Consider the following 24,613-nt stretch of genomic DNA (forward strand, 5'->3'; position numbering starts at 1 on the left):
TCGCCTGTGACTGCCGACACACGAGTAGCGGCGTGATCGTCTCGTAACATTGCCGCATGCCTTCGACCGAGCCGTACTCCGAGCCGCCCACCGCGCCGCCCGCGAACGTGCTGCCGAAGGTCGGATCCGTCAAGGTCGCCGACGGCGAGCGGCTCCGGTCGGTCCACCTGCCCGGCATGACCCTGACGGTGCGCTCCAGGCGACCGCTCCGCGACGGCCTGCCGCCCGCCCTGTACGTCCATGGCCTCGGCGGCTCCTCCCAGAACTGGTCGGCGCTGATGCCGCTGCTGGACGGGATCGTCGAGAGCGAGGCGCTCGACCTGCCCGGCTTCGGCGACTCCCCGCCGCCGGACGACGGCGACTACTCGATCACCGGCCACGCCCGCGCGGTCGTCCGGCACCTCGACGCGTCCGGGCGCGGCCCGGTGCACCTCTTCGGCAACTCCCTCGGCGGCGCCGTCGCCACGCGGGTCGCCGCGGCCCGGCCCGACCTGGTGCGCACCCTGACCTTGATCTCGCCCGCGCTGCCCGAGATCCGCGTGCAGCGCAGCGCCGTGCCCACGGGGCTGCTGGCCCTGCCGGGGGTGGTGACGCTCTTCTCGCGCCTCACCCGGGAGTGGACCCCGGAACAGCGGGTCCGCGGGGTGACGGCGCTCTGCTACGGGGATCCGGGGCAGGTCTCGCCGGAGGGCTTCCGCAACGCCGTCGAGGAGATGGAGCGGCGGTTGGGGCTGCCGTACTTCTGGGACGCGATGGCGCGTTCCGCCCGCGGGATCGTGAACGCGTACACGGTGGGCGGCCAGTACGGTCTGTGGCGACAGGCCGAACGGGTTCTCGCACCGACCCTGCTGGTCTACGGTGGACGCGACCAACTCGTCGGCTACCGCATGGCCCGGCGGGCCGTCCGCGCCTTCCGTGACTCCCGGCTGCTGACCCTGCCGGACGCGGGTCACGTGGCGATGATGGAATACCCGGAGACCGTGGCCACGGCCTTCCGCGAGCTCCTCGCGGACACCGAGCGGCCGACGGTCGGCGAACGGACCGACGGGATCGTCGACGACGAACCCGCCAACCAGAGCACAGGAGGCTGAGGCGCGACGTGGGACGCCACAGCCGCCGTGGACCCGCCCCGAAGGCCGACGCCGCGGACACCGCCAAGGCACGGGGTGGGCCCCTCGGCCCCCAGAGCGGGCCCCAGGGACGCCCGGCTCCGGGGCGAGGCATTGATCCACGGTTCCCGGACGGTACGCCCGCGCACGGTTCCCCGACGCTTCCGGGCGGCGGCGGACCGGCGCGAGGTTTCCCGGGGACGCAGGGCGCCCCGGGGGGTACGCCCGCGTACGGGGGACCGCGGTTCCCCGACGGCACTCCGGCTCAGGGTGTGCCGCGGGTTCGGGGCGGTCACCCCGAGCAGCGTGAAGCGGGCGGCGGCTGGGGCGAGTTGAACGGCCGGGCGGCGGCTCCCGACCGGTTCACCCGGCCGGGTCCGTCCCTCCCGCGGCAGCGGCAGGCGCCTCAGGGCGGGCCGCGCCAGGACTACCTGGACGCCTTCACCGAGGACGACGACGTCTTCGCCGCCCGTCCTCCGCGCCGTACGCCCGCCCCCGCGCCGTCCGCCGACCCGTATGCCTCCGTCACCGACTGGAGCGCGGACGGCGGCGGCCGCCTCGGCGCGGACGCGGGGCCGGGCGCGGACGGCGGCGACGACGACGCCCCGCCCACGGGCGAGCCCGCGCCGGCCAAGGGCGGCAAGGGCAGGACCTTCACCGGCATCGCGGCGGCCGCCGTCACCACCGTGCTCGCGGTGGTCGTGGCGGGCCAGGTCGCCGACGGGGCGGACGGAGACGGCGGTACGCGGTCGCAGTCGGCCGCCGGCCAGGCCCGCGACGCCCACGCCCCCGCGTCCCGCGACGACGAGCGGCCGACACCCTCCGCGCCCGAGGCCGCCGCACCCCTGACGTACGGGCAGAAGCTCGGCAAGAGGTACCCGCTCAGCCCCGAGCTCAAGGCGTCGGGGAAGTTCGACGCGATCCCCGGCATCGCCAAGGCGCCCGGCGAGGGGCAGAAGTACACCTACCGTGTGGACGTCGAACGGGGGCTCGGCCTCGACGGAGACCTCTTCGCGGAGGCCGTGCAGAAGACCCTCAACGACGAGCGGAGCTGGGCCCACGGCGGTGCCCGCACCTTCGAGCGCATCCACTCGGGGCAGCCCGACTTCGTGATCACGCTGGCCAGCCCCGGCACCACCGCCGACTGGTGCGCCAAGTCCGGCCTGGACACGACCGAGGACAACGTCTCCTGCGACTCCGCCGCCACCGAACGCGTGATGATCAACGCCTACCGGTGGGCGCAGGGCGCGGAGCCCTACGGTGACGCGATGCTCGCGTACCGCCAGATGCTGATCAACCACGAGGTCGGCCACCGCCTCGGCTTCAACCACGTCACCTGCGACAAGGACGGCGAACTCGCCCCGGTCATGCAGCAGCAGACCAAGTTCGTCGACCACGACGGGATCGACTGCCGCCCCAACGCCTGGGCCTTCCCGAAGGGCTGACCGGGCCTGGCCGTAGTGTCACGCGTGGTGACCTCTTGATCTCTTAGCGCGACGGAACGCGCCCCGCACGGGAAAGTTACGACCGTTCACCCCTTTTGGTGGTGCGACGGACAACCGTCCATCGCGCCACCGCGTTGTCCGCATACGTTCGTCCCGCTGCGAGCCGCCGGGCCAACGGCGGCTCCCCAGACGGGAGATCGGGGGTGCGCGCGTGCGCATCGGACTGCTTACGGAGGGTGGCTATCCGTATGTGAGCGGTGAGGCCGGACTCTGGTGCGACCGGCTCGTGCGCGGGCTGGATCGGCACGAGTTCGACGTCTACGCGCTCAGCCGCAGCGAGCACCAGGAGGCCGAGGGGTGGGTGCCGCTGCCGCCGCAGGTCAGCCGGGTGCGCACCGCCTCGCTGTGGGAGACCGAGGACGACGGGATCGTGCTCGGACGGCGCGCGCGCCGGCGCTTCGCCGACTGCTACGGCGAGATCGCCACGGCCCTGTGCACGGCCGCACCCGGAGATCCGTCCGCGGTCTCCGAGGAGGCGTCGGCCCTAGAGGCGGACCGTTTCGCCAGCGCGCTGTACGGCCTCGCCGAACTCGCCCGCGACGAGGGCGGGCTGTCCGCCGCGCTCCGGTCGGACATCGCCGTGCGCGCCCTGGAACGCGCCTGTCGCGCGCCCGGCGCCCACCGCTCCGCCCGCGAGGCGCGCGTCCCCGACCTGCTCGCCGTCGCCGCGCGCCTCGAACGCGCCCTGCGCCCCCTGTCGCTCGACTGGTACGAGGACGACGGCCTCGGAGCCGTGGACCTGTGCCACGCGGCCTCCGGCGGCCCGGCCGCCCTGCCCGGTCTGCTCGCCCGTCAATTCCACGACGTGCCGCTGCTGGTGACCGAGTACGGGGTCCGGCTGCGCTCGCACTACCTCACGGAACCCGACGCCCCGCCGTCCACACGGACCCTGCTCGCCGCGTTCCACGGGCGGCTGGCCGCCGAGACCTACCGGCGCGCGGCCGTGATCACACCCGGCAACACGCACGCCCGCCGCTGGCAGGAACGCTGCGGTGCCGACCGTGCCAAGCTCCGCACGGTCCACCCGGGCATGGACGCCGCGCCCTTCGCCGAAGCGGGGGAGTCGCCGGAGTGCGCCGATCCGCGGACCCTCGTCTGGGTCGGCCGCGTGGAGCCGGCGAAGGACCTGGTCTCGCTGCTGCACGCCTTCGCGGAGATCCGCAGGGCCGAGCCCGGGGCACGCCTGCGGGTCGTCGGCACGCCGTCCGGCCCCGAGGGCGCGGCCTACCTCGCGCACTGCAAGGCCCTGGCCGCACAGCTGTTCCCCGACGAGGCCGACGGTCCGCACGCCGTCGGCCGCAACCCGGTCTCCTTCGAGGAGACCGGCGGGCCGGAACTTCCGTCCCGCGCCGACGCGTACGCCTCCGCCGCCCTGGTGGTGCTCTCCAGCGTCGTCGAGGGCTTCCCGGCCGGGCTGGTCGAGGCCATGTTCTGCGGTCGCGCGACCGTGTCCACGGACGTCGGCGCGGTGGTGGAGGCCATCGGCGGCACCGGACTCGTCGTGCCCCCGCGCAATCCGCGGGCGCTCGCCGAGGCGTGCGTCGCCCTGCTGCGCGACCCCGAGCGCCGCGAGCGCCTCGGAGCCGCCGCGCGCGCCCGCGCACTGGAGCTGTTCACCGTCGAGCAGAACGTCGCGGCATTTCACGGCATTTACCTGGAGATCCTCTCGCGCACACCGGTGCGGCGCGTCCTCCTCGACGACATGGGCGCACCCCTGCCGTTCGGCGTACCGGCCGAGGCCCACGTCCCGGGCCGGTGGGCCGACCCCGCGGCCCGGATCGCCGTACGCGGCGGCCCCGGCTGGGCGACGGACACACCCGTCGCGGCCACGACCCCCGTCTCCGCCGCGCCCGAGGGAGTGTCCCGATGAGCGGCCTCGGCGAACTGGACCGGCCCGAGACGCCCAGCAGTCCGGGGGCCTGGGACGAACGCTCACGCCGTTCCCTGACGGACGTCGGTGGCGACGAGGGCGGGACGGATGAGAGCGGGAGCCGTGGCGCGGGCGCGGTGGCGTCCTCGCGAGACCGGCAGTCGCCCTCCCGCGCCCGCCGGTCCAACGCGGACCCCGTGAAGGCCCTGATGCACCGCCACCGCGACCTGTGCGAACGCGCCGTGGACCCGCTGGAGATCGCGGCCGGCCTGGAGGCGCACGGCGTCACCGACCGTACCGCCGCACGCTTCCGGCACCGGGACGTCTTCTCCCTCGCGGAGGAGATGTACGCCCGCGTCCCGCGCGACGACGACCCGGCGCCGCGCCTCACGAACCCGCCGGCCCCGAGCGTCCGCGCCGCGTGGCTCCTGCTCGCCCTGCTGCCCGGCGTCCTGTGCGCCGCCGCCGTGGCCGGCCTGCGCCTCACCGACGGGAGGCCACGCCTGATCGCGGCCGCCGTCGGCGCGCTCGCCGTGACGATGGCGCTGCGCGCGGCACTGCGCCGAGGCCCGTTGAGCGCCGCCACCCGAACCTCCGGTACCTGGACCTGCTGGCTGGTCGGCTACGCCCTCCTCGGCGACGGACTCCTGCGCACCGCCCTCGCCGGAGGCCCCGACGCCCTGCCGGACGGCACGGCCGACGGGGAGTGGCCCCTCACCGCCGCCCCCGTCGTGGCGCTCGCGCTGTCCTGTGCGCCCGCCGCGGTCTGCGCCCACCTCTTCGCCGTGCGCGCCCGGCGCAAACTGACGTCCAGCCGCGGCCTCGCCGACTTCTCCGCCTCCGTACGCCCCCTCCTGCTCGGCACGTTCGCCCTGTACATGGGCGTTCTGACCGCCCTGCTCACGCTGACCGGCGCGGTCCTGGACGAGCCCGCGGCACACCCCCAGGCTCTCGCCCTGGGCGCCCTGCTGCTGCTCGCCCGGCTGCTCACCGTGCACGGCCACGCCCACTCCGCCACGCTCGTCCTCACCGCCACGGCCGCCGCCGAGGGAGCCGCCCTGGCCACGCTCTTCGCCGGCCGCCTCCCCGGCTGTGACTTCCTGGCCGTGCCCGTGGAGGCCCTGGTGGCCGCCTGCGGCCCGGCCGGTGTGCCCACGGCGGCCTGCGGCCTCGGCGCGCTGACCCTCCTGGTGCACGCGTCCCGTCGCCTGACCAGGGCGAGCGCCCACGCCCATGCCGACGCAGCGACGGAGCGGCCGGGATGAGCACGCCCCGGGCAGCCCTGCACACGTCCGCAAACACCCCCTGAAGGAGCCCCAGATGACCACCTCCCGACCCGACGCCTCGGCACCGGGAGCCGCCCGATGAGAGTCCTGCTGATCGGAGCCAACGGCTACATCGGACGCTTCGTCGCCGACCGTCTCCTCGCCGACCCGGCCGTCCAGCTCACCGCTCTCGGCCGCGGCGACGACGCCGACGTCCGCTTCGACCTCGCCACCGGCAGCCCCGGCGCCCTCACCCGCTTCCTGGACGCGGTCCACCCCGGCGTCGTCGTCAACTGCGCGGGCGCCACCCGGGGCGGCGCCCGCGAACTCACCCGGCACAACACCGTCGCCGTCGCCACCGTCTGCGAGGCCCTGCGCCGCAGCGGGTGCGGCGCCCGGCTGGTGCAGGTCGGCTGCAGCGCGGAGTACGGGCCCAGCCAGCCCGGCTCCTCCACCGCCGAGGACGCCGTGCCCCGCCCCGGCGGCCCGTACGGCGTGAGCAAACTCGCCGCGACCGAGCTGGTCCTCGGCTCCGGCCTGGACGCCGTCGTCCTCCGCGTCTTCTCACCCGCGGGCCCCGGCACCCCCGCCGGCTCACCGCTGGGCCGCCTCGCCGAGGCCATGCGCCGCGCCATGCAGTCCGGGGACGGTGAGCTGCGGCTCGGCGGTCTCGGTGCCCAGCGCGACTTCATCGACGTCCGCGACGTCGCCCGCGCCGTGCACGCCGCCTCGCTCTCCGCCGCCCAGGGCGTCATCAACATCGGCTCCGGCCGCGCCGTCCGCCTGCGCGACGCCGCCGCCACCCTCGCCCGCGTGGCCGGCTACGGCGGCGCCCTGCACGAACTCGACGGACCGCCCGGCGCGCTGCGGCCCACCATCGGCCATCCCCGCACCGAATCCGTCGGGCACCGCGTCGACGCCCTGGGCCACCACCGCGCCGACGGCCTCGGCCACCACCGCCCGGAACCCCTCGGGCACCGCGGTGACCGCGCCGACACCGAGCACGCCGCGCCGGTCTCCTACCCCTACCCGGACGGCTGCGGCAGCTGGCAGCAGGCCGATGTGCGCACCGCGCGCGACCGGCTCGGCTGGCGGCCCCGGATCGGTCTCGAAGAGTCCCTCGCGGACATCTGGATGGAGGCGGCGTGTCGTATCTGACCAGCACGAGGACGGGCACCGCGAGCACCGGCATACGCACCGGCCTCGGCGTCCCCGGGCTGGCCCACCCCCTCGTCGCCCCCGATGAGTGGGCCGGCCTCACCTGCCCCGGTACCCCCCTGCACTGGGTCGTCCTCAACATCGCCGACGGCCCCGGCGCCCACCCGGACCCGCGCTGCCTGGAGGCCGCCGGGCGCCTGCGCAACGCGGGCGTCCGCGTCCTCGGCCACGTCGACGCCGCGTACGGTGCACGAAGCCTCGGCGATCAGATCTCCGAGGCCCACCGGTATCTCGACTGGTACCAGGTCGACGGCTTCCTCCTCGACCGCTGCCCGTCCGAACGGGCCGCCCTCCCCGAGATCCGCCGCACCGTCGGCACACTCCGCGTGATCCGTGACGACGCTCACATCGTCCTCTGCCACGGCGCCCACCCCTACCCCGGCTACGCCGAGAACGCCGACCAACTCGTGACCTTCTCCGGCACCTGGGCCGACTACCGCTGGTCGCAGGCGGCCGAGTGGAGCGCCGACTATCCGCCCGAGCGCTTCTGCCACTTCGTCCACGGCGTCCCGCGCGGGCACCTGGAGGAGGCGCTGCGCATCGCCCGCTGGCAGGGTGCCGCGACGATCTACTTCACCGATCGCACGGACCTGGGCGGCCGGGTGGACCCCTGGGAGACGATGCCCGGCTACTGGGACGAAATCGTCTCGCGGGTCGGGACGGGTGTCTCGGAATGAAAAAGGCCATGGCAGTGTTACTGGCAGAGCAACCGTAATCACTGACCGACCAACGGAGTCCCCGTGTCGCTGCCACCCCTGGTCGAGCCGGCCGCCGAGCTCACCGTAGACGAGGTCCGCAGGTACTCCCGCCACCTGATCATCCCCGACGTGGGGATGGACGGGCAGAAGCGGCTGAAGAACGCCAAGGTGCTCGCCGTGGGCGCGGGCGGCCTCGGTTCGCCGACCCTGATGTACCTGGCGGCAGCCGGTGTCGGCACGCTCGGCATCGTCGAGTTCGACGAGGTCGACGAGTCCAACCTGCAGCGGCAGGTCATCCACAGCCAGGCCGACATCGGCCGCTCGAAGGCCGAGTCCGCCCGCGACACCATCAAGGGCATCAACCCGTACGTGGACGTGATCCTTCACGAGGAGCGGCTCGAGGCCGACAACGTGATGGACATCTTCCGCGAGTACGACCTGATCGTCGACGGTACGGACAACTTCGCGACCCGCTACCTGGTCAACGACGCCTGTGTGCTGCTGAACAAGCCCTACGTCTGGGGTTCGATCTACCGCTTCGACGGCCAGGCGTCCGTCTTCTGGTCCGAGCACGGTCCGTGCTACCGCTGCCTCTACCCGGAGCCCCCGCCCCCCGGCATGGTCCCCTCCTGCGCCGAGGGCGGCGTCCTGGGCGTGCTGTGCGCGTCCATCGGCTCCATCCAGACCAATGAGGCCATCAAGCTCCTCGCGGGCATCGGTGAGCCGCTGGTCGGCCGTCTGATGATCTACGACGCCCTGGAGATGCAGTACCGCCAGGTCAAGGTCCGCAAGGACCCCGACTGCGCGGTCTGCGGCGAGAATCCGACCGTCACCGAACTCATCGACTACGAGGCCTTCTGCGGCGTCGTGTCCGAGGAGGCCCAGGCGGCGGCCGCCGACTCCACGATCACTCCCAAGCAGCTCAAGGAGTGGATGGACGACGGCGAGAACATCGAGCTGATCGACGTCCGCGAGCCGAACGAGTTCGAGATCGTCTCCATCCCGGGCGCCAGGCTGATCCCGAAGAACGAGTTCCTCATGGGCTCCGCCCTGGAGAGCCTGCCGCAGGACAAGAAGATCGTCTTGAACTGCAAGACCGGTGTCCGCAGTGCGGAAGTCCTGGCGGTCCTGAAGTCCGCCGGCTTCTCGGACGCCGTGCACGTCGGCGGCGGCGTGATCGGCTGGGTCAACCAGATCGAGCCGGCGAAGCCGGTCTACTGACCGAAGCCGGTCCACCGGCCGAGACTCGTCCCGCGGACGGCGGGGGTTTCGCGCACCACGGGTGCCCGAAGCCCCCGCCGTCGTCATGAGCAGACCTTGCCGGCCTCGGGCACCGTCCCCTTCAGCAGGTAGGCGTCCACCGCGGAGTCGACACAGTCGCTCCCGCTCCCGTACGCCCCGTGCCCCTCGCCCTTCCAGGTGAGCATCACGCCGACGTCCTCGCCCAGCTCGTCCGCCATCCTGCGGGCACCCTCGTAGGGCGTGGCCGGGTCGCCTGTGTTGCCGACCACGAGGATCGGGGCCGCGCCCGCCGCGCTCACGTCCGGGGTCTCGTGCTGTCCGGGAACGGGCCAGTCGTGACACCAGCCGGCCGTGTCCCAGCCCAGGAAGGCTCCGAAGACCGGCGAGACCTTCTCGAACCTCGGCAGCAGCGCCTTCGTCTCCTCCACGGTCGGCCGCTGCCTGTCGTCCAGGCACGATATGACCCGCTGGGAGTGGGTCGTCGTGCCGTAGCGACCCGAGTCGTCCCGTTCGTTGTAGCCGTCGGCCAGGGCGAGCAGCTCCGAGCCGTCGCCCTCCTCGGCCGCCGCCAGCGCGCTGGTCAGCGTCGGCCAAGTGGCCTCGCTGTAGAGCGGCAGCACGATGCCGGTGAGCGCCAGCGTCTGCGTCAGCTTCCGTCCCGGCGACGACGTCGGCAGGGGCTCCGCGTCCAGCCGTTCCAGCAGGGCGGTGATCTTCCGTGATCCCTGCCGGGGTTCCTGCCCGGTCGACTTCAGGTAGTCGTCCAGCGCCCGCTGGAAGCCCCTGGCCTGGTTCTCGGCGTGGCCCATCGTGTCGGCGCCCGGGTCCACGACGGCGTCGAGGATCATGCGCCCCACCCGCTTCGGGAACAGGTGGGCGTACACCCCGCCCAGTTCGGTGCCGTACGAGATTCCGAAGTAGTGCATCTTCTCGTCGCCCAGCACATGGCGCATCAGGTCCATGTCGCGGGCCGTGTCCGTGGTCGAGACGTGCGCCATCAGCTTGCCGGCGGCCTTCTGGCAGCCCTTCCCGAAGTCGGCCGCGTCCTTCAGGTACGCCTGTTCCTCGGTCGCGGTGTCCGGCGTGGAGTCCACCGTCTCGGCCGCATCGATCGCCTCGTCGCCGCGGCAGCGGACGCCTTCGCTGGCGGCCACTCCGCGTGGGTCCCAGCTCACCAGGTCGTACCGCTCGTGCAGCGAGGAGACGAGCTCGCCGTAGGAAGGCATCATGGAGACGCCGGATCCGCCCGGGCCGCCGAAGTTGAACAGCAGGGAGCCGACGCGCTGTTCGCCCTTGGCCTTGGCCCGGATCAGCGCGAGGTCGATGGTCTCGCCGTCCGGGTCGGACCAGTCCAGCGGCGCCCTGAGTGTGGCGCACCGCCAGTCGCCGCCCGGTGCGGGGGAGTCGGCGGTGCCTTCGCAGCGGCCCCAGTCCAGCGACTGGGAGGCCAGCGCCTCGGGCACCCCGGACGGTGCCGCCGCCGAGGGCCCCGCGCTGCTCCGGCCTCCCTCGTCCCCGTCCTCGTCGGACGAGCCGCCGCTGCAGCCCGCCGTCAGCAGTGCGGCGGCGGCCGTCAGAGCCGTCCACCGTACGAGACGCCCCATGTCCTCTCCCCCCACGCGAGCCGTCCGCGCCGTGCGGCGGATGGCGGTCATGCCATGGTAGGCGGACCACGCAGCGCCCGCCGAAGCCTGTGGATAACGCTTTGACCTGGTGTTTCCCAGTCCTGGGGCGATGTCGCGGTCAAGGGCAGACGGCGCCGGCCGCGGGTACCTTCCCGTCCAGCAGATAGCCGTCCACCGCGTTCCGCACGCACTTGTCCTGGCTGTCGTAGGCACCGTGGCCCTGGCCCTTGTAGGTCAGCTCCACACCGACGCCCTCGCCCAGCTCCTCGGCCATCCTCCCGGCTCCCTCGTACGGCGTCGCCGGGTCACCGGTGTTGCCGATCACCAGGATCGGCGGCGAACCCGGAGCACTGACGTCCGGATGGTCGGCGGCGCCGGCCACCGCCCAGTCGGTGCAGCTGAGCATGGACCAGGCGAGGAAGTCGCCGAACAGCGGTGACGCCTTCCGGAATGCGGGCAGCTTGCTCTCCACGTAGGCGGAGTCGTACCGGGGCTTGTCGTCGGCGCAGTTGATCGCGACGTTGGCCGCGGTGATGTTGCTGTACTGGCCGTTCTCGTTGCGCCCGTTCAACGAGTCCGACAGCACCATGAGGACCCGGCCGTCACCGTCGTAGGCCTGCTCCAGGCCCTCGGTGAGGTACTCCCAGAAGTCCTTCGAGTACAGCGCCTGTGCGATGCCGCCAGTCGCCGCGGTCTCGGTCAGCTCGCGGGGGAAGATGCCGGGGATCGGTCTGCGGTCCAGGTCCTTCAGCAGCCGGGCGATACGGGACTTGACGTCGTCGGCGGTGTCTCCGATGGGGCAGTCCTCGACCTTGGACACGCAGTCCTCGGCGAAATTGTCGAGCGCGAGCTGGAATCCCTCGGCCTGTCCGAGCGAGCCCTGCTCCGGGGTCTGCGTGGGGTCGACGACCGCGTCGAAGACGGCCCGGCCCACCCGCTTCGGGAACAGGTGGGCGTAGACGCCGCCGAGTTCGGTGCCGTAGGAGATGCCGAAGTAGTACAGCTTGTCGTCGCCGAGGACCTGGCGCATCAGGTCCATGTCGCGGGCCGCGTCGGTGGTGGGGACGTGCGGGATGACCTTCTTCGAGTTCTTCTCGCAGGCCGCGTTGAACTCCTCCGTGTTGTCCACCAGCTCGGTGCGCTCGGCCGCGTCGTCGGGGGTGGCGTCCTGCTGGAAGTAGGTGTCGAGCTGCTTGTCGTCCAGGCACTCCACCGGCGCGCTGCGGCCGACGCCGCGCGGGTCGAAGCTGACCAGGTCGTAGCGCGTGCGCAGCTTCGCGTAGTCCTGCCCGAAGGCGGGCAGTGTGGTCACGCCCGATCCGCCGGGGCCGCCGAAGTTGAAGATCAGCGAGCCGATCCGCCGGTCGGCCGGACCGCTCGACTCGGCCCGGATCAGCGCGAGGTCGATCGTGTCGCCCTCGGGGTCGTCGTAGTCGAGGGGTGCCTTCATGGTGGCGCACTGCCACTCGTCGCCGTCCGGCAGCGGGGAGGGGGAGGCACCACCGCCCTCGGCCTCGGACGGCGCCGGGCACTCCTTCCAGCTGAGCTTCTGCTGCGAGAGGTTCTCGTCGTCCTCTTGCGAACCGCCGCCGCACCCTGCCATCAGGGCGGACAGCGTGACGGCGGTGGCGGTCAGGGCGGCGGCGCGCAGCCGGGAGGGATTCGGCATGCGTCCATCGTGCGGTCGCGCCGGGCGGTGCGCTCGGGGCAGGGGCCGTACGAGGGACGGGCGGGTTGCCACGCGACTCGACGCGCGTTCGACGCCTGGGTCAGAGCGCCTCTTTCCGCGTCAGGTGGTTGAACATCAGCCAGCCCGGCAGGACCGGCAGCCACAGGGTCAGCAGCCGGTAGAGCAGCACCGCGGGGGCGGCGACCTCCTTCGGGAGGCCGACGGCGATCAGGCCGACCGTCAGCGTCGCCTCGACCGCGCCCACACCTCCAGGCGTCGGCGCGGCGGATCCCAGGGCGTTGCCCGCGAGGAAGACGACCGCGACGCTCGCCAGGCTGATCGACGTCGAGTCGTCGCCGAAGGCCCGGATCGAGGCGTCCAGGCACATCACGAAGCAGGCGGTGAGCAGCAGCATGCCGCCGATGCCGGTGATCAGCTTCTGCGGCCGCTGCAGCACGTCCAGCATGCGCGGCACGACCCCGGCGAAGAGCGAGCGCACGCGCGTGACGACGAATTTGCGCAGGAACGGCACCGAGGTCACCACGAGCACGAGCACCGCCACGGTCAGCAGACCCGCGATGACCGTCCGGGACGGGGACAGCGACGGCGTCTTCTCCGTGCCGGTCAGATAGCCGAAGGCCATCAGCATCAGGATGTGGCAGCCGAGCCCGAACAACTGGGAGGCCCCGACACTCGCCACCGCGAGCCCCGGGCGCACGCCCGCGCGCTGGAGGAAGCGGGTGTTCAGCGCCACGCCGCCGACCGCCGCCGGGGCGACGATCTTCACGAACGAGCCGGCGACCTGCGCGGCCACGGTCCGCAGGAACGGCACCCGCTCGGGCACGAAGCCCAGCAGGGCCATCGCCGCCGCGAGGTAACTCGCCGCCGAGAACAGCACGGCCGCGGCCACCCAGCCCCACTGGGCGTTCGAGATCAGCGGGCCGAACTCGATGTGGGTGAGCTGCGTCAGCAGGAAGTAGGCGCCGATCGCCCCGGCGATGAAGCTGATCAGCGTGCGCGGACGCACGCGTTCCAGCCGGGCCGGCTCGACCGGGGCCTGCGGCCTGATGCGCAGCACGGCGTGCCGGATCAGGGTCAGCAGGTCCTCCTCGCGAGCCTCCTCCAGCGCCTCTTCCACGGCCCGCTTCTCGGCCCGCTGTTCCGCACGCGCGGCCTTCTTGTCGGACTTGTCTGTCTTCTCGGTCTTGCTGGTGTCTTCCGTCTTGGTGAGCTGGACGCTCTTCTCGGGTGTGTCGCCCGCGTCCTCCCCGGCGGCCGCCTCGGCACGGGCCGGCTTGGCCTGCCGGGACGACTCCAGGACCGCCTCGCGCTCGCGCTCGGCGCGTTCCCGCGCGAGTCTGCGCAGCGTCGCGCGGGTGGAGCGGCTGAGCGCGATGGGCTGGAGCATCGGCAGGCAGTCCGCCACGGCGTCGGGACCGAGCACGCCCACCGCCGAAGCGACCGCGCGTTCGGCGCCCACCCGCAGGCCGAGTGTCACCAGGAGCTGCGAGATGTCCATGCGCAGCAGCAGGTCTCCGGCGGCGATCTCGCCGATGCGCAGATCGGTGAGGATCACCGCGCCGGAACGATCCACCAGGATCGCGTCGCCCACCAGCCTGCGGTGTGCGATGCGCCGGGACTGCAACGCCTGGACCTGTTCCCACGTGCCGCGCAGCAGCTCGTCCGTGATCTCCTCGTCCGGCAGGGAGTCGAGGGTGCGTCCGCCGGTGTGCTCGTAGACGAGCATGACCGCGTCGGGACCCAGTTCGGACGTCGCGATCAGCTTGGGGGCGTTGGCGCCGGCGCCGATCGCCGCGTAGGCGAGCAGCGCCTCCTGCTCCAGGGCCTGCCGCAGGGAGGGGAGGCTGCTGCGGGTGGCGAAGCCGCGCAGCGTCAGGTTGCGCCAGGCGCGGTAGAAGAAGCCCTGCGCCTGCTGCTCCCGGTCCACCACCGTCACGTCGAGCGGATGCCCGTCCTCCAGCGTGACGAAGTAGCGGCGGCCGCGGTCGCCGGTCTCCGCGCTGTCCGCCGGTGCCTCCTCGCGTGCGGCGGTCACCGGGCGGAAGCCGACGTGCCGCAGGCCCGCCATCAGCGTCCGACCGGTGGGCCGGACGTTGGGGGAGCCGACCGCGTACAGCGTGCCGTAGGCCACGGTCCAGCCGATGAGGACGGTCAGGATGATCGAGAACGGCGTGGTGTAGCCGGTGACGAGCATCGAGAACGCGTCGAGGAGCAGCACGATCCACAGCACCGCGCGCCAGCGGGGTCTGCGGGACATGCCGACCGCGGTCATGTACGCGATGACCGGAGCCAGATAACCGTGCACGGGGTCGGTCAGCGCGTGGATGTCGCCCGGCGACGGCTGGGTGAGCGCCTCCTGGATGGACCCCGGGGCGGCCTTGGCGACCCACAGGTCAGTGGCCAGGGTCACCCCGTGCGCGAGGACCGCCGCCAGTACGCCGTCGGCGATCCGCAGCCCGTCCCGTTTGATCAGCCGTTCGATCGCGAAGGCGACCGGCACCAGGAGGATCGCGATGCTGGACGCCAGCCCCGCGATCTTGATGAGCAGGTCGGGAGCCTGCCCGGTCCCCTTGTTGATGTCCTGTTCGAGGCCGGAGGTGGTGCCGTGCGCGAAGGCGGCCACGGCGAGGAGTACGGCGACGGCGAGTACGCCCACCAGCAGCCGCATGAGGTCGGAGGGGCGGTGCACGCGCGCGGGGAGGAGCGGTTCGTCGCCCTCCACTTCGTCGATGTGCGCCACGTCGTCGGGATCGGCGGCCGTGGCCGACCTGCCCGCCGCCGCACGCCGGGCGGACTTCCCGCCGCCGTCGTCCACGGTGTCCGGGCGCGACGAAGCGTCAGAGGTGCCCTCGGCGTCCTCGGGGTGCACACCCTGCTGCTTCATCGCCTCTTCTTGCTCTCGTATCACTGGTCACCGCCCGCACGATGGTGGCATGCCGCGTCGGCCTCGGCAGGCATCAGGGTGCCCGTGCGGGCCGCACAGTCTGCCCGAAGCGCCGCGTCCGGGCGAGGGAATCGCACCCTCGGGAGCGCGTCGCGTTGTCGCAGGGGTGCGGCAGGATGGGGCGGATGAGCGAGCAGAGCCTTCCGGACGGCGCCCGCGCGGAGCACGCGGACGCGCTGCCCGAGTATGCCGAGCGGGTCCTCGACGTGACCGAACTGATCCCGCCGGGCCGCGTCATGACCTACGGGGACGTCGCCGAGTACCTGGAGGAGGGGGGACCTCGTCAAGTCGGCCGCGTGATGTCCCTCTATGGGGGAGGCGTCCCCTGGTGGCGTGTCGTCCGCGCGGACGGGGCGCTGCTCGCCGGGCACGAACTGGAGGCCCTCGACCGCTACCGGGACGAGGGCACGCCCCTGAAGGAGGCGAGCAGGGCCGCGGAGGGCCATCAGCCGCGCCTCGACCTGAAGCGGGCGCGGTGGGACGGCGGCGGACGTGCGCAGGGTCACACCTGACAGCTTCCGCCATGAGACCGGTCGGCGTGTGACCTGTGATCCGGATGAGGGAAACGGGGCACATCGGGCATGTCTGTGGCATGACGTACGTTCGTGGGGCGGGGGACACGCGCGTCGCGAGTGACCCGAGGGAAGAGAGGGAAGAAGAGGAAGCTCTGCTTCCATCTCGTCCGTCGGCGTAGCGTCGGCCGCACGCGTCCCCCTCATCCCGCGGTCACCGCCGTGCGCGCGACGCGGACGGCCCACCAGCACACCCACCAGGACCGGCGAACCACGTGAGCTCCTCTTCCTCCACCGGACACCCGTCGCACCCCCAGGTGCGACGGGGGAGCCGTGGCGCTTACCGACTGGTGCGTACCCCTCCGGCGCGAAGGGACCCCCCTCGTCTGGACGCCGCACAGCGTGCCGTGGTTGACCACGCCGCCGGGCCGCTGCTCGTCCTCGCGGGTCCGGGCACCGGCAAGACCACCACGCTCGTCGAGTCCGTGGCGGACCGGATCGCCAAGGGCGGCGACCCGGAGCGCATCCTGGTGCTGACCTTCAGCCGCAAGGCTGCCGTCGAACTGCGCGACCGCATGGCCCTGCGCATGGGCGCCGCCCGTGCCCCGCGGGCGACCACCTTTCACTCCTTCGGTTACGCCCTGGTCCGCGCCCACCAGGACAGCGACCTGTTCGTGGAGCCCCTGCGCCTGCTGTCCGGCCCGGAGCAGGACGTCACGGTGCGCGAGCTGCTCGCCGGGCAGGTCGACCTGGAGCGGCTCGGACTGGCCCACGTGCGCTGGCCCGACGAACTGCGCGCCTGCCTGACCACCCGCGGCTTCGCCGACGAGGTCCGCGCGGTGCTCGCCCGCAGCCGCGAACTCGGTCTCGGCCCGGAGGCGCTGGGAGACTTCGCTCGGCGCATCGGCCGCCCCGACTGGCGGGCCGCCGCCGTCTTCCTCGCCGAGTACCTCGACGTGCTCGACCTCCACGGCGTGCTCGACTACGCGGAACTCGTCCACCGCGCGGTGCTCCTCGCCCGCCGCCCCGAGGTCGCCGCACACCTCGCGGGTCAGTACGACGCGGTCTACGTCGACGAGTACCAGGACACCGACCCGGCCCAGGTACGGCTGCTGCACGCCCTGGCCGGCGGCGGGCGCACCCTCGTCGCCTTCGGTGACCCCGACCAGTCGATCTACGCCTTCCGAGGCGCGGACGTGAACGGCATCCTGGACTTCCCGGGCGCCTTCCCGCGCGCGGACGGCCGTCCGGCGCCGGTCGAGGTACTGCGGACCTCGCGGCGCTCCGGGGCGGCCCTGCTGGCCGGCACCCGTCTGCTGACCCAGCGGATGCCGCTGACCCGCCTGCCCGCCGCCAAGGTACGAGCCCACCGCGAGCTGACCCCGGTGCGGGACGGGGGGCGCGTCGAGGCGTACACGTACCCGACGTCCGGCACCGAACTGGACAACGTCGCCGACATCCTGCGCCGGGCCCACCTGGAGGACGGCGTCCCCTGGGGCGACATGGCCGTCCTGGTGCGCGCCGGCTCACGCACCATCCCCACGATGCGCCGGGCCCTCACCGCGGCCGGCGTCCCGCTGGACATCGACGGCGACGACCTTCCCCTGCGCCACGAGCCCGCGGTGGCACCCCTGCTGACGGCACTGCGGGCGGTGGCGGAGGCGGAGGCGGGCATGGGTGCGGGGGAGCCCCGGCACGCGGCCGGTGCCGTGGCCGACGGCTCCCGTGACGCGCGTGCGGGCGAGCCCGGGACCGGGGCCGGGACCGGCATCGCGGTGGACGCGGAGACTGCGGCGGACGCGGAGACTGAGGCGGCCCCGGCGAACGCGACCGCCCCGGCGACCGCGACGGCCCCGGAAGCAGAGCCGGACCCGGAGACGGGGACAGGACCGGACGCCGAGGCTGCGGCCCCCTGCTGGCTCCCCACCGAGACCGCCCTCACCCTTCTCACCTCCCCCCTTGCCGCCATGGACGCGGCCGACCTGCGCCGCCTGGGCCGCGCCCTGCGCGACGAGGAGCGGGCCGCCGGCAACGCACTGCCCGCGCCCTCGGACGAACTGCTCGCGCGTGCGCTGGCCGAGCCCGAGCGGCTGGCGGTCCACGACCCCGCCTACGCGCGCGGGGCGCAGCGTCTCGGTGCGTTGCTCCGCCGGGCCCGCGCGCGCCTGGCGGACGGCGGCAGCGCCGAGGAGGCTCTGTGGGACCTCTGGGACGGCACCCCGTGGCCGACCCGTCTGGAACGCTCCGCCCGGCGTGGCGGTGCCGCCGGACGCAATGCCGACCGCGATCTCGACGCCGTGTGCGCGCTGTTCGCGACGGCCGCCCGCGCGGAGGAGCGCACCGGTGGCCGGGGCGCCCTGAACTTCCTGGAGGAGATCGACGCCGAGGACATCGCCGCCGACACCCTCACGCGGCGTGCCGTACGCCCCGACGCCGTCCGCCTGATGACCGCGCACCGCTCGAAGGGGCTGGAGTGGCGGCTGGTCGTCGTCGCGGGCGTCCAGGAGGGACTCTGGCCGGACCTGCGGCGCCGCGGCTCCCTGCTGGAGGCCGACCGGATCGGCCGCGACGGTCTCGCCGAACCGCTGACACCCGGAGCGCTGCTCGCGGAGGAACGGCGCCTGTTCTACGTGGCCGCCACGCGCGCGCGTGAACGCCTCGTCGTGACCGCGGTGAAGGCACCGGCCGACGACGGCGACCAGCCCTCCCGGTTCCTGACCGAACTCGGCGTCGAACCCACCGACGTCGCGGGCCGCCCGCGCCGCCCCCTCGCCGTCGCGGCGCTCGTCGCCGAACTGAGGGCCACCACCGTCGACCCCCGCGTATCCGAACCCCTCAGGGAGGCCGCCGCCCGCCGTCTGGCCCGGCTGGCCGCCCTCGCCGACGAGGACGGCCGCCCGCTGGTGCCGTCCGCCCACCCGTACCGCTGGTGGGGCATGTGGGACCCGACCGATAGCAAGGTGCCGCTGCGCGACCGCGACCACCCCGTCACGCTCTCCGGCAGCGCCCTGGACCAGTTGGCCAACACGTGCGCCCTGCAGTGGTTCCTGGGCCGCGAGGTCAAGGCGGACGCGCCCGCCACGGCCGCCCAGGGCTTCGGCAACGTCGTGCACGTCCTGGCCGACGAGGTGGCCTCCGGGCGCACCCCGGCCGACCTCGCCGTCCTCATGGAACGCCTCGACTCCGTGTGGAACGCGCTCGCCTTCGACGCGCCGTGGAAGTCCGCGCAGGAGAAGGCCAACGCGCGCGTGGCACTCGAACGCTTCCTGAAGTGGCACGTCATGGACCGCGCCGGGCGTACGCCCGTGGCCAGCGAGCACGACTTCGACGTGACCCTGGAGGCGGGCGAGTACGAGGTGCGCATCCGCGGCCAGATGGACCGCGTCGAAAGGGATGGCGACGGCCGCGCCTACGTCGTCGACTTCAAGACCGGCAAGCAGGCGCCCACCGCGGCCGAGGTGGCCCACCACCCGCAGCTCGCCGTCTACCAGCTCGCGGTCCGCGAGGGCGCCGTCGACGAGGCCTTCGACGGCGTACGCCCCGAACCGGGCGGAGCCGAACTCGTCCAGCTCCGTCAGGGCGCGGCCGCCCGGGACGGCGGCGAGACCCTGCCCAAGGTGCAGGCACAGGAGTCGGCGGAGGGAGCGGCGGGCGAGTGGGTCGGCGATCTGCTGGCCACGGCCGCCGGCAAGGTCCTCGACGAACGCTTCACCCCGACCGCCGGCCAGCACTGCACGCACTGCGCCTTCCGCGCGTCGTGCAGCGCGCGGCCCGAGGGACGGCACGTCGTGGAGTAGACGGGGCAGGCGCGACCGGCGGCGTGCCGAGCCCCGCCGCGACCGGTGTGACGGGCCCCGCCGCGACCGGTGTGACGAGCCGCACCACAGGTGCTGACCAGCGCTTCCGCCGGATCCTCGGTCCGTCCGGCACCGGCTGTCAGTGGCCGCCGCTAGCCTCTCTGACGTGCCTGCCCATCTCACCGATCCCGATCAGCTCAAGGAGCTCCTCGGGATCCCCTTCACCCCGGAGCAGACGGCCTGCATCGTCGCGCCGCCCGCCCCGCAGGTGATCGTGGCCGGAGCCGGGTCGGGAAAGACCACGGTCATGGCGGCGCGCGTGGTGTGGCTGGTCGGCACCGGCCAGGTCGCCCCGGAGCAGGTCCTCGGCCTCACCTTCACCAACAAGGCGGCCGGTGAACTCGCCGAGCGGGTCCGCAAGGCCCTGATCCGTGCGGGCGTCACCGACCCGGACGTGATCGACCCGGACCACCCGCCGGGCGAACCCGTGATCTCGACGTACCACGCCTTCGCGGGCCGTCTCCTGACCGACCACGGCCTGCGGCTCGGACTGGAGCCGTCCTCCCGGCTCCTGGCCGACGCCACCCGCTACCAGCTCGCCGCGCGGGTGCTGCGTGAGGCCCCCGGCCCCTACCCGGCCCTCACCCGTTCCTTTCCCGACCTGGTCGGCGACCTCCTCGACCTCGACTCCGAACTCGCCGAGCACCTCGTACGCCCCGAGGAACTGCTCACCTGGGACACCGGACTCCTGGACTCCCTCCAGGGGGTCCGGCTCAGCAACGCCGAGCTGCGCAAGGTCCCCGAGGCCGCGGCCGCGCGGCGCGAACTGGCCGGCCTGGTGATCCGCTACCGCGCCGCCAAACGCGAACGGGACCTGTTGGACTTCGGCGACCAGATCGCCCTCTCCGCGCGGCTCGCCGGGCTCCCGGAGGTGGGCCGTGTCCTGCGCGACGAGTTCCGGGTCGTGCTGCTCGACGAGTACCAGGACACCTCGGTGGCCCAGCGCGTCCTCCTGGCGGGCCTGTTCGGTGGCGGCACCGGCCACCCGGTGACCGCCGTCGGCGACCCCTGCCAGGCGATCTACGGCTGGCGCGGCGCCTCCGTGGCCAACCTCGACGACTTCCCCGCCCACTTCGAGGACGCGGACGGCCGCCCGGCCGCCCGGCAGGCGCTCAGCGAGAACCGCCGCAGCGGCGGCAGACTCCTCGACCTGGCCAACGGCCTCGCCGAGCCCCTGCGCGCCATGCACGCGGGCGTGGAGGCCCTGCGCCCCGCACCCGGCGCCGAACGCGACGGCATCGTCCGCTGCGCCCTGCTGCGCACCCACGCCGAGGAGATCGACTGGATCGCCGACTCCGTCGCCCACCTCGTGCGCACCGGGCAGGCGCCCGGGGAGATCGCCGTCCTGTGCCGTACCGCGACCGACTTCGCCGAGATCCAGGGCGCGCTGGTGGCCCGGGACGTCCCCGTCGAGGTCGTGGGCCTCTCCGGGCTGCTGCACCTGCCCGAGGTGGCCGACCTGGTCGCCGTCTGCGAAGTGCTCCAGGACCCGGGCGCCAACGCCTCCCTGGTGCGGCTGCTCACCGGCCCTCGCTGGCGCGTCGGCCCGCGCGACCTCGCCCTCCTCGGCCGCCGCGCACGGCGTCTGGTGAGCCACGCGCGCGTGGACGGCGACGACGACCCCGACCGGAGGCTCGCCGAGGCCGTCGAGGGAGTCGATCCCTCCGAGGTGATATCGCTCGCCGACGCGCTCGACACCTTCCTGGAGACGCCGCTGGACGGCACCGGGGACGACGACGGGCTGCCCTTCTCACCGGACGCGCGCGTGCGGTTCGCCCGGCTGGCCACCGAGCTGCGGGAACTGCGCCGGGCCCTGTCCGACCCCCTCATGGACGTGCTGCACCGCGTCCTCGCCGTCACGGGCCTGGAGGTCGAGCTGTCGGCGTCCCCGCACGCCCTGGCCGCCCGCCGCCGCGAGACCCTGTCGAACTTCCTGGACGTCGCCGCCTCCTTCGCCGCGAGCGACGGCGAGGCCACCCTGCTCGCCTTCCTCGGTTTCCTGCGCACCGCCGCCCAGTACGAGAAGGGCCTCGACAACGCCCTGCCCGGCGGCGAGAACACCGTCAAGGTGCTCACCGCGCACCGGTCCAAGGGCCTGGAGTGGGACGTGGTCGCCGTACCCGGTCTGGTCACGGGCTCCTTCCCCAGCGGCCGGGGCCGCGAGAAGTGGACCGCCCAGGGCAAGGTGCTCCCGCACGGGCTGCGCGGCGACTCCGACACCCTGCCCGACGTCGAGTCCTGGGACTCCCGCGGCCTGAAGGCCTTCAACGAGGCCATGAAGGAGCATCAGCACACCGAGGAACTCCGCCTCGGCTACGTCACCTTCACCCGCCCCCGCTCCCTGCTGCTCGGCTCCGGCCACTGGTGGGGACCCAGCCAGAAGAAGCCCCGGGGGCCGTCCGACTTCCTCACGGCCCTGTACGAGCACTGCGCGGCCGGGCACGGCGAGATCGAGGCATGGGCGGACGAACCCGCCGAGGACGAGGAGAACCCGGCCCTGCACCGGGCCACCGCCGACCAGGTCTGGCCGCTGCCCCTGGACGACGAGGCCCTCGCCCGGCGCCGGGCCGCCGCCGAGACCGTCCTCGCCCACCTGGACCGCCTCGCCACACAGGAGGACACCGCCCCGCACGACCCGGACACCTACGGCGACCCCGACTGGCCGCCGCCCCCCGAGGACGAAGAGCCACCCCTGGAGGAAGCGGATCCCGCCGGGCCCGAGAACCCGGCCGACGACTGGGACTCCTGGACCACGGACCGCCCCACCGTCCCGCACCAGGCGACCGCTCCGGGACGGCCCGCCGGTACCGACCTGCCCCGACCGGCATCCGGCGAGCACGGCTCCGCGCAGGACGCCCCCGCCCGCCTCACCCCCGAGGAGTCCCGCACCGTCGCCTCCTGGGACCGCGACCTCGACGCCCTCACCGGCGAACTGCTGCGCGCCCGCGAAAGCGTCACCGAGGTGCCACTTCCGGCGTCGCTGACCGCCTCCCAGCTGCTGGACCTGGCGGCCGACCCGGACGGCTTCGCCCAGGAGCTGGCCCGCCCCATGCCCCGACCGCCCCGGCCCGCCGCCCGCCGCGGCACCCGTTTCCACGCCTGGGTCGAGGCACGCTTCGAACCGCTGACGCTCCCCCTGCTGGAACCCGGGGAACTGCCCGGCGACGACGCCGAGATCGCCGACGAGCAGGACCTGGAGTTCCTCAAGGAGGCCTTCGAACGGACCGAGTACGCTCGCCGCACCCCCCACCGCGTCGAGGCGCCGTTCCAGCTCTCGCTCGCCGGCCGGGTCGTGCGCGGCCGTATCGACGCCGTCTACAAGGAGGGCGACGGCACCACGGCGACGTACGAGATCGTCGACTGGAAGACGAGCCGATCCCGCACCGCGGACCCGCTCCAGCTCGCGCTCTACCGCCTCGCCTGGGCCGAGCAGCAGCACGTACCGCTGGAGTCGGTGACGGCCGCATTCCTCTACGTACGCACCGGGGAGGTCGTCCGGCCCGACCGGCTGCCGGACCGCGCCGCGCTGGAGAACCTGCTGCTGGCCGAACCGGTCGGTGACGAACCGCACGATCGGGGTGTCCGTGCGGGCCGATAGGCTCGTGAGTATGAGCCACCCCGTTGACAATGCTGTCAGCGCTGTCCGTACGTACATCGAGCAGCACCGTGCCGCCTTCCTCGACGACCTCGTCGCCTGGCTGCGCATCCCGTCGGTGTCCGCGCAGCCCGACCACGCGACCGATGTGCGACGCAGCGCCGACTGGCTCGCCGCCAAGCTGAAGGAGACCGGCTTCGGGACCGCCGAGGTATGGCCCACCCCGGGCGCCCCGGCCGTCTTCGCCGAGTGGCCCTCCGAAGACCCCCAGGCACCGACGATCCTCGTCTACGGCCACCACGACGTGCAGCCCGCCGCCCGCGAGGACGGGTGGAGCAGCGAGCCCTTCGAACCGGTCGTCCGCGAGAACCGTCTCTACGCGCGCGGGGCGGCGGACGACAAGGGGCAGGTGTTCTTCCACACACTCGGCGTCCGTGCCCACCTGGCCGCCACAGGCCGCACCACCCCCGCGGTGAACCTCAAGCTGCTCGTCGAGGGCGAGGAGGAGTCCGGCTCCCCGCACTTCCGCGCCCTGGTCGAGGAGCGCGCCGACCGGCTCGCCGCCGACGCGGTGATCGTCTCCGACACCGGCATGTGGTCCGAGGACACCCCCACGGTGTGCACCGGCATGCGTGGCCTCGCGGAATGCGAGATCCGACTGCACGGCCCCGACCAGGACATCCACTCGGGCTCCTTCGGCGGCGCGGTCCCCAACCCCGCCACCGCGATCGCCCGCCTGGTGGCGGCCCTGCACGACGCGCACGCGCGCGTGACGATCCCCGGCTTCTACGACGGCGTGATCGAACTCACCGACGAGGAACGCGACCTCTTCGCCGAGCTGCCCTTCGACGAGCGGCGGTGGCTGGAGACGGCCAAGTCGCACGCCGCCCACGGCGAGGCCGGCCACACCACACTGGAACGTGTCTGGGCCCGCCCCACCGCCGAGGTCAACGGCATCGGCGGCGGCTATCAGGGCCCGGGCAGCAAGACGATCATCCCGTCGTCCGCCATGGTGAAGCTCTCCTTCCGGCTGGTCGCGGGCCAGGAGCCGGAGCACGTGGAGAAGGCCGTCCGCGCGTGGATCGCCGAACAGGTCCCCACCGGGATCCGCTGCGAGATCGACTTCGCCCCGGCCACCCGCCCGTGCCTGACGCCGCTCGACCACCCGGCCCTGCGGTCGGTGGCCCGCGCGATGGGCCTGGCCTTCGGGAAACCGGTCCGCTACACGCGGGAGGGTGGCTCCGGACCCGCCGCCGACCTCCAGGAGGTGCTCGGCACCCCGGTGCTGTTCCTCGGCATCTCCGTCCCGTCCGACGGCTGGCACGCACCCGACGAGAAGGTGGAACTGGACCTGCTGCTCAAGGGCGTGGAGACCGCCGCCCACCTGTGGGGGGACCTGGGGGAGCACTGGCGCCACGCACCCTGAGCGCCCCGCCGCCCTACGACCCGCCGAACCCGCCTGCCGAACCGAACCGCTCACCGG

At 73.4% G+C, this 24,613-nt stretch carries 14 protein-coding genes; 11 read left to right on the forward strand and 3 right to left on the reverse strand.

What is annotated here, in order from left to right; genetic code table 11:
• Positions 1–56: 56 nt before the first annotated feature.
• From OIE75_RS24765 to moeZ, 7 genes are all read left to right on the forward strand, one after another.
• Entirely contained in the window at positions 57–1,091 is a 1,035-nt protein-coding gene (locus OIE75_RS24765; RefSeq protein WP_307015001.1) for an alpha/beta fold hydrolase, read from the forward strand.
• Positions 1,092–1,099: 8 nt separating this feature from the next.
• A complete protein-coding gene (locus OIE75_RS24770) occupies positions 1,100–2,554 on the forward strand; it encodes a DUF3152 domain-containing protein (RefSeq protein ID WP_329472167.1) in 1,455 nt (484 codons plus the stop codon).
• Between the two features lie 211 nt (positions 2,555–2,765).
• Complete coding sequence (locus OIE75_RS24775; RefSeq protein ID WP_329472168.1) at positions 2,766–4,484, forward strand: DUF3492 domain-containing protein; 1,719 nt, start codon at positions 2,766–2,768, stop codon at positions 4,482–4,484.
• A complete protein-coding gene (locus tag OIE75_RS24780; RefSeq protein WP_329472169.1) occupies positions 4,481–5,749 on the forward strand; it encodes a hypothetical protein in 1,269 nt (422 codons plus the stop codon). The genes OIE75_RS24775 and OIE75_RS24780 overlap by 4 nt, the downstream gene beginning before the upstream one ends.
• Before the next feature lie 99 nt (positions 5,750–5,848).
• Positions 5,849–6,907, forward strand: a complete 1,059-nt coding sequence (locus OIE75_RS24785) for an NAD-dependent epimerase/dehydratase family protein (protein ID WP_307015005.1) — start codon at positions 5,849–5,851, stop codon at positions 6,905–6,907.
• The gene (locus OIE75_RS24790) at positions 6,895–7,644 is read left to right on the forward strand and encodes a spherulation-specific family 4 protein (RefSeq protein ID WP_329472170.1); all 750 of its coding nucleotides are present in this window, start codon (positions 6,895–6,897) and stop codon (positions 7,642–7,644) included. The genes OIE75_RS24785 and OIE75_RS24790 overlap by 13 nt, the downstream gene beginning before the upstream one ends.
• A 63-nt stretch (positions 7,645–7,707) precedes the next feature.
• A complete protein-coding gene (moeZ, locus tag OIE75_RS24795) occupies positions 7,708–8,886 on the forward strand; it encodes an adenylyltransferase/sulfurtransferase MoeZ (RefSeq protein WP_161331531.1) in 1,179 nt (392 codons plus the stop codon).
• Positions 8,887–8,969: 83 nt separating this feature from the next.
• Here the strand turns inward: moeZ and OIE75_RS24800 are convergent, their stop codons facing one another.
• The 3 genes from OIE75_RS24800 to OIE75_RS24810 all read right to left on the reverse strand — a co-directional run bounded on the left by OIE75_RS24800 (position 8,970) and on the right by OIE75_RS24810 (position 15,106).
• Positions 8,970–10,511 (reverse strand): alpha/beta hydrolase, encoded by a 1,542-nt coding sequence (locus OIE75_RS24800; protein WP_329474048.1) that lies wholly within the window; start codon positions 10,509–10,511, stop codon positions 8,970–8,972.
• Positions 10,512–10,650: 139 nt separating this feature from the next.
• Positions 10,651–12,201 carry an alpha/beta hydrolase gene (locus tag OIE75_RS24805; RefSeq protein WP_329472171.1) on the reverse strand — a complete coding sequence of 517 codons (1,551 nt, stop codon included), beginning with the start codon at positions 12,199–12,201 and terminating at the stop codon, positions 10,651–10,653.
• A gap of 100 nt (positions 12,202–12,301) precedes the next feature.
• Complete coding sequence (locus OIE75_RS24810) at positions 12,302–15,106, reverse strand: lysylphosphatidylglycerol synthase transmembrane domain-containing protein (RefSeq protein WP_329472172.1); 2,805 nt, start codon at positions 15,104–15,106, stop codon at positions 12,302–12,304.
• A 185-nt stretch (positions 15,107–15,291) separates the two neighbouring features.
• Here OIE75_RS24810 and OIE75_RS24815 point away from each other — a divergent pair, with 185 nt between their 5' ends.
• From OIE75_RS24815 to OIE75_RS24830, 4 genes are all read left to right on the forward strand, one after another.
• Positions 15,292–15,678 (forward strand): MGMT family protein, encoded by a 387-nt coding sequence (locus OIE75_RS24815; RefSeq protein ID WP_307015010.1) that lies wholly within the window; start codon positions 15,292–15,294, stop codon positions 15,676–15,678.
• Positions 15,679–15,953: 275 nt separating this feature from the next.
• Positions 15,954–19,475, forward strand: coding sequence for an ATP-dependent helicase (locus OIE75_RS24820; protein ID WP_329472173.1), 3,522 nt, complete (start codon positions 15,954–15,956; stop codon positions 19,473–19,475).
• 166 nt (positions 19,476–19,641) lie between these two features.
• Positions 19,642–23,133, forward strand: coding sequence for an ATP-dependent DNA helicase (locus OIE75_RS24825; RefSeq protein ID WP_329472174.1), 3,492 nt, complete (start codon positions 19,642–19,644; stop codon positions 23,131–23,133).
• Between the two features lie 10 nt (positions 23,134–23,143).
• Complete coding sequence (locus OIE75_RS24830; RefSeq protein ID WP_329472175.1) at positions 23,144–24,556, forward strand: dipeptidase; 1,413 nt, start codon at positions 23,144–23,146, stop codon at positions 24,554–24,556.
• Positions 24,557–24,613 lie beyond the last annotated feature (57 nt).

Source organism: Streptomyces sp. NBC_01723, from assembly GCF_036246005.1.
Lineage (GTDB): Bacteria > Actinomycetota > Actinomycetes > Streptomycetales > Streptomycetaceae > Streptomyces.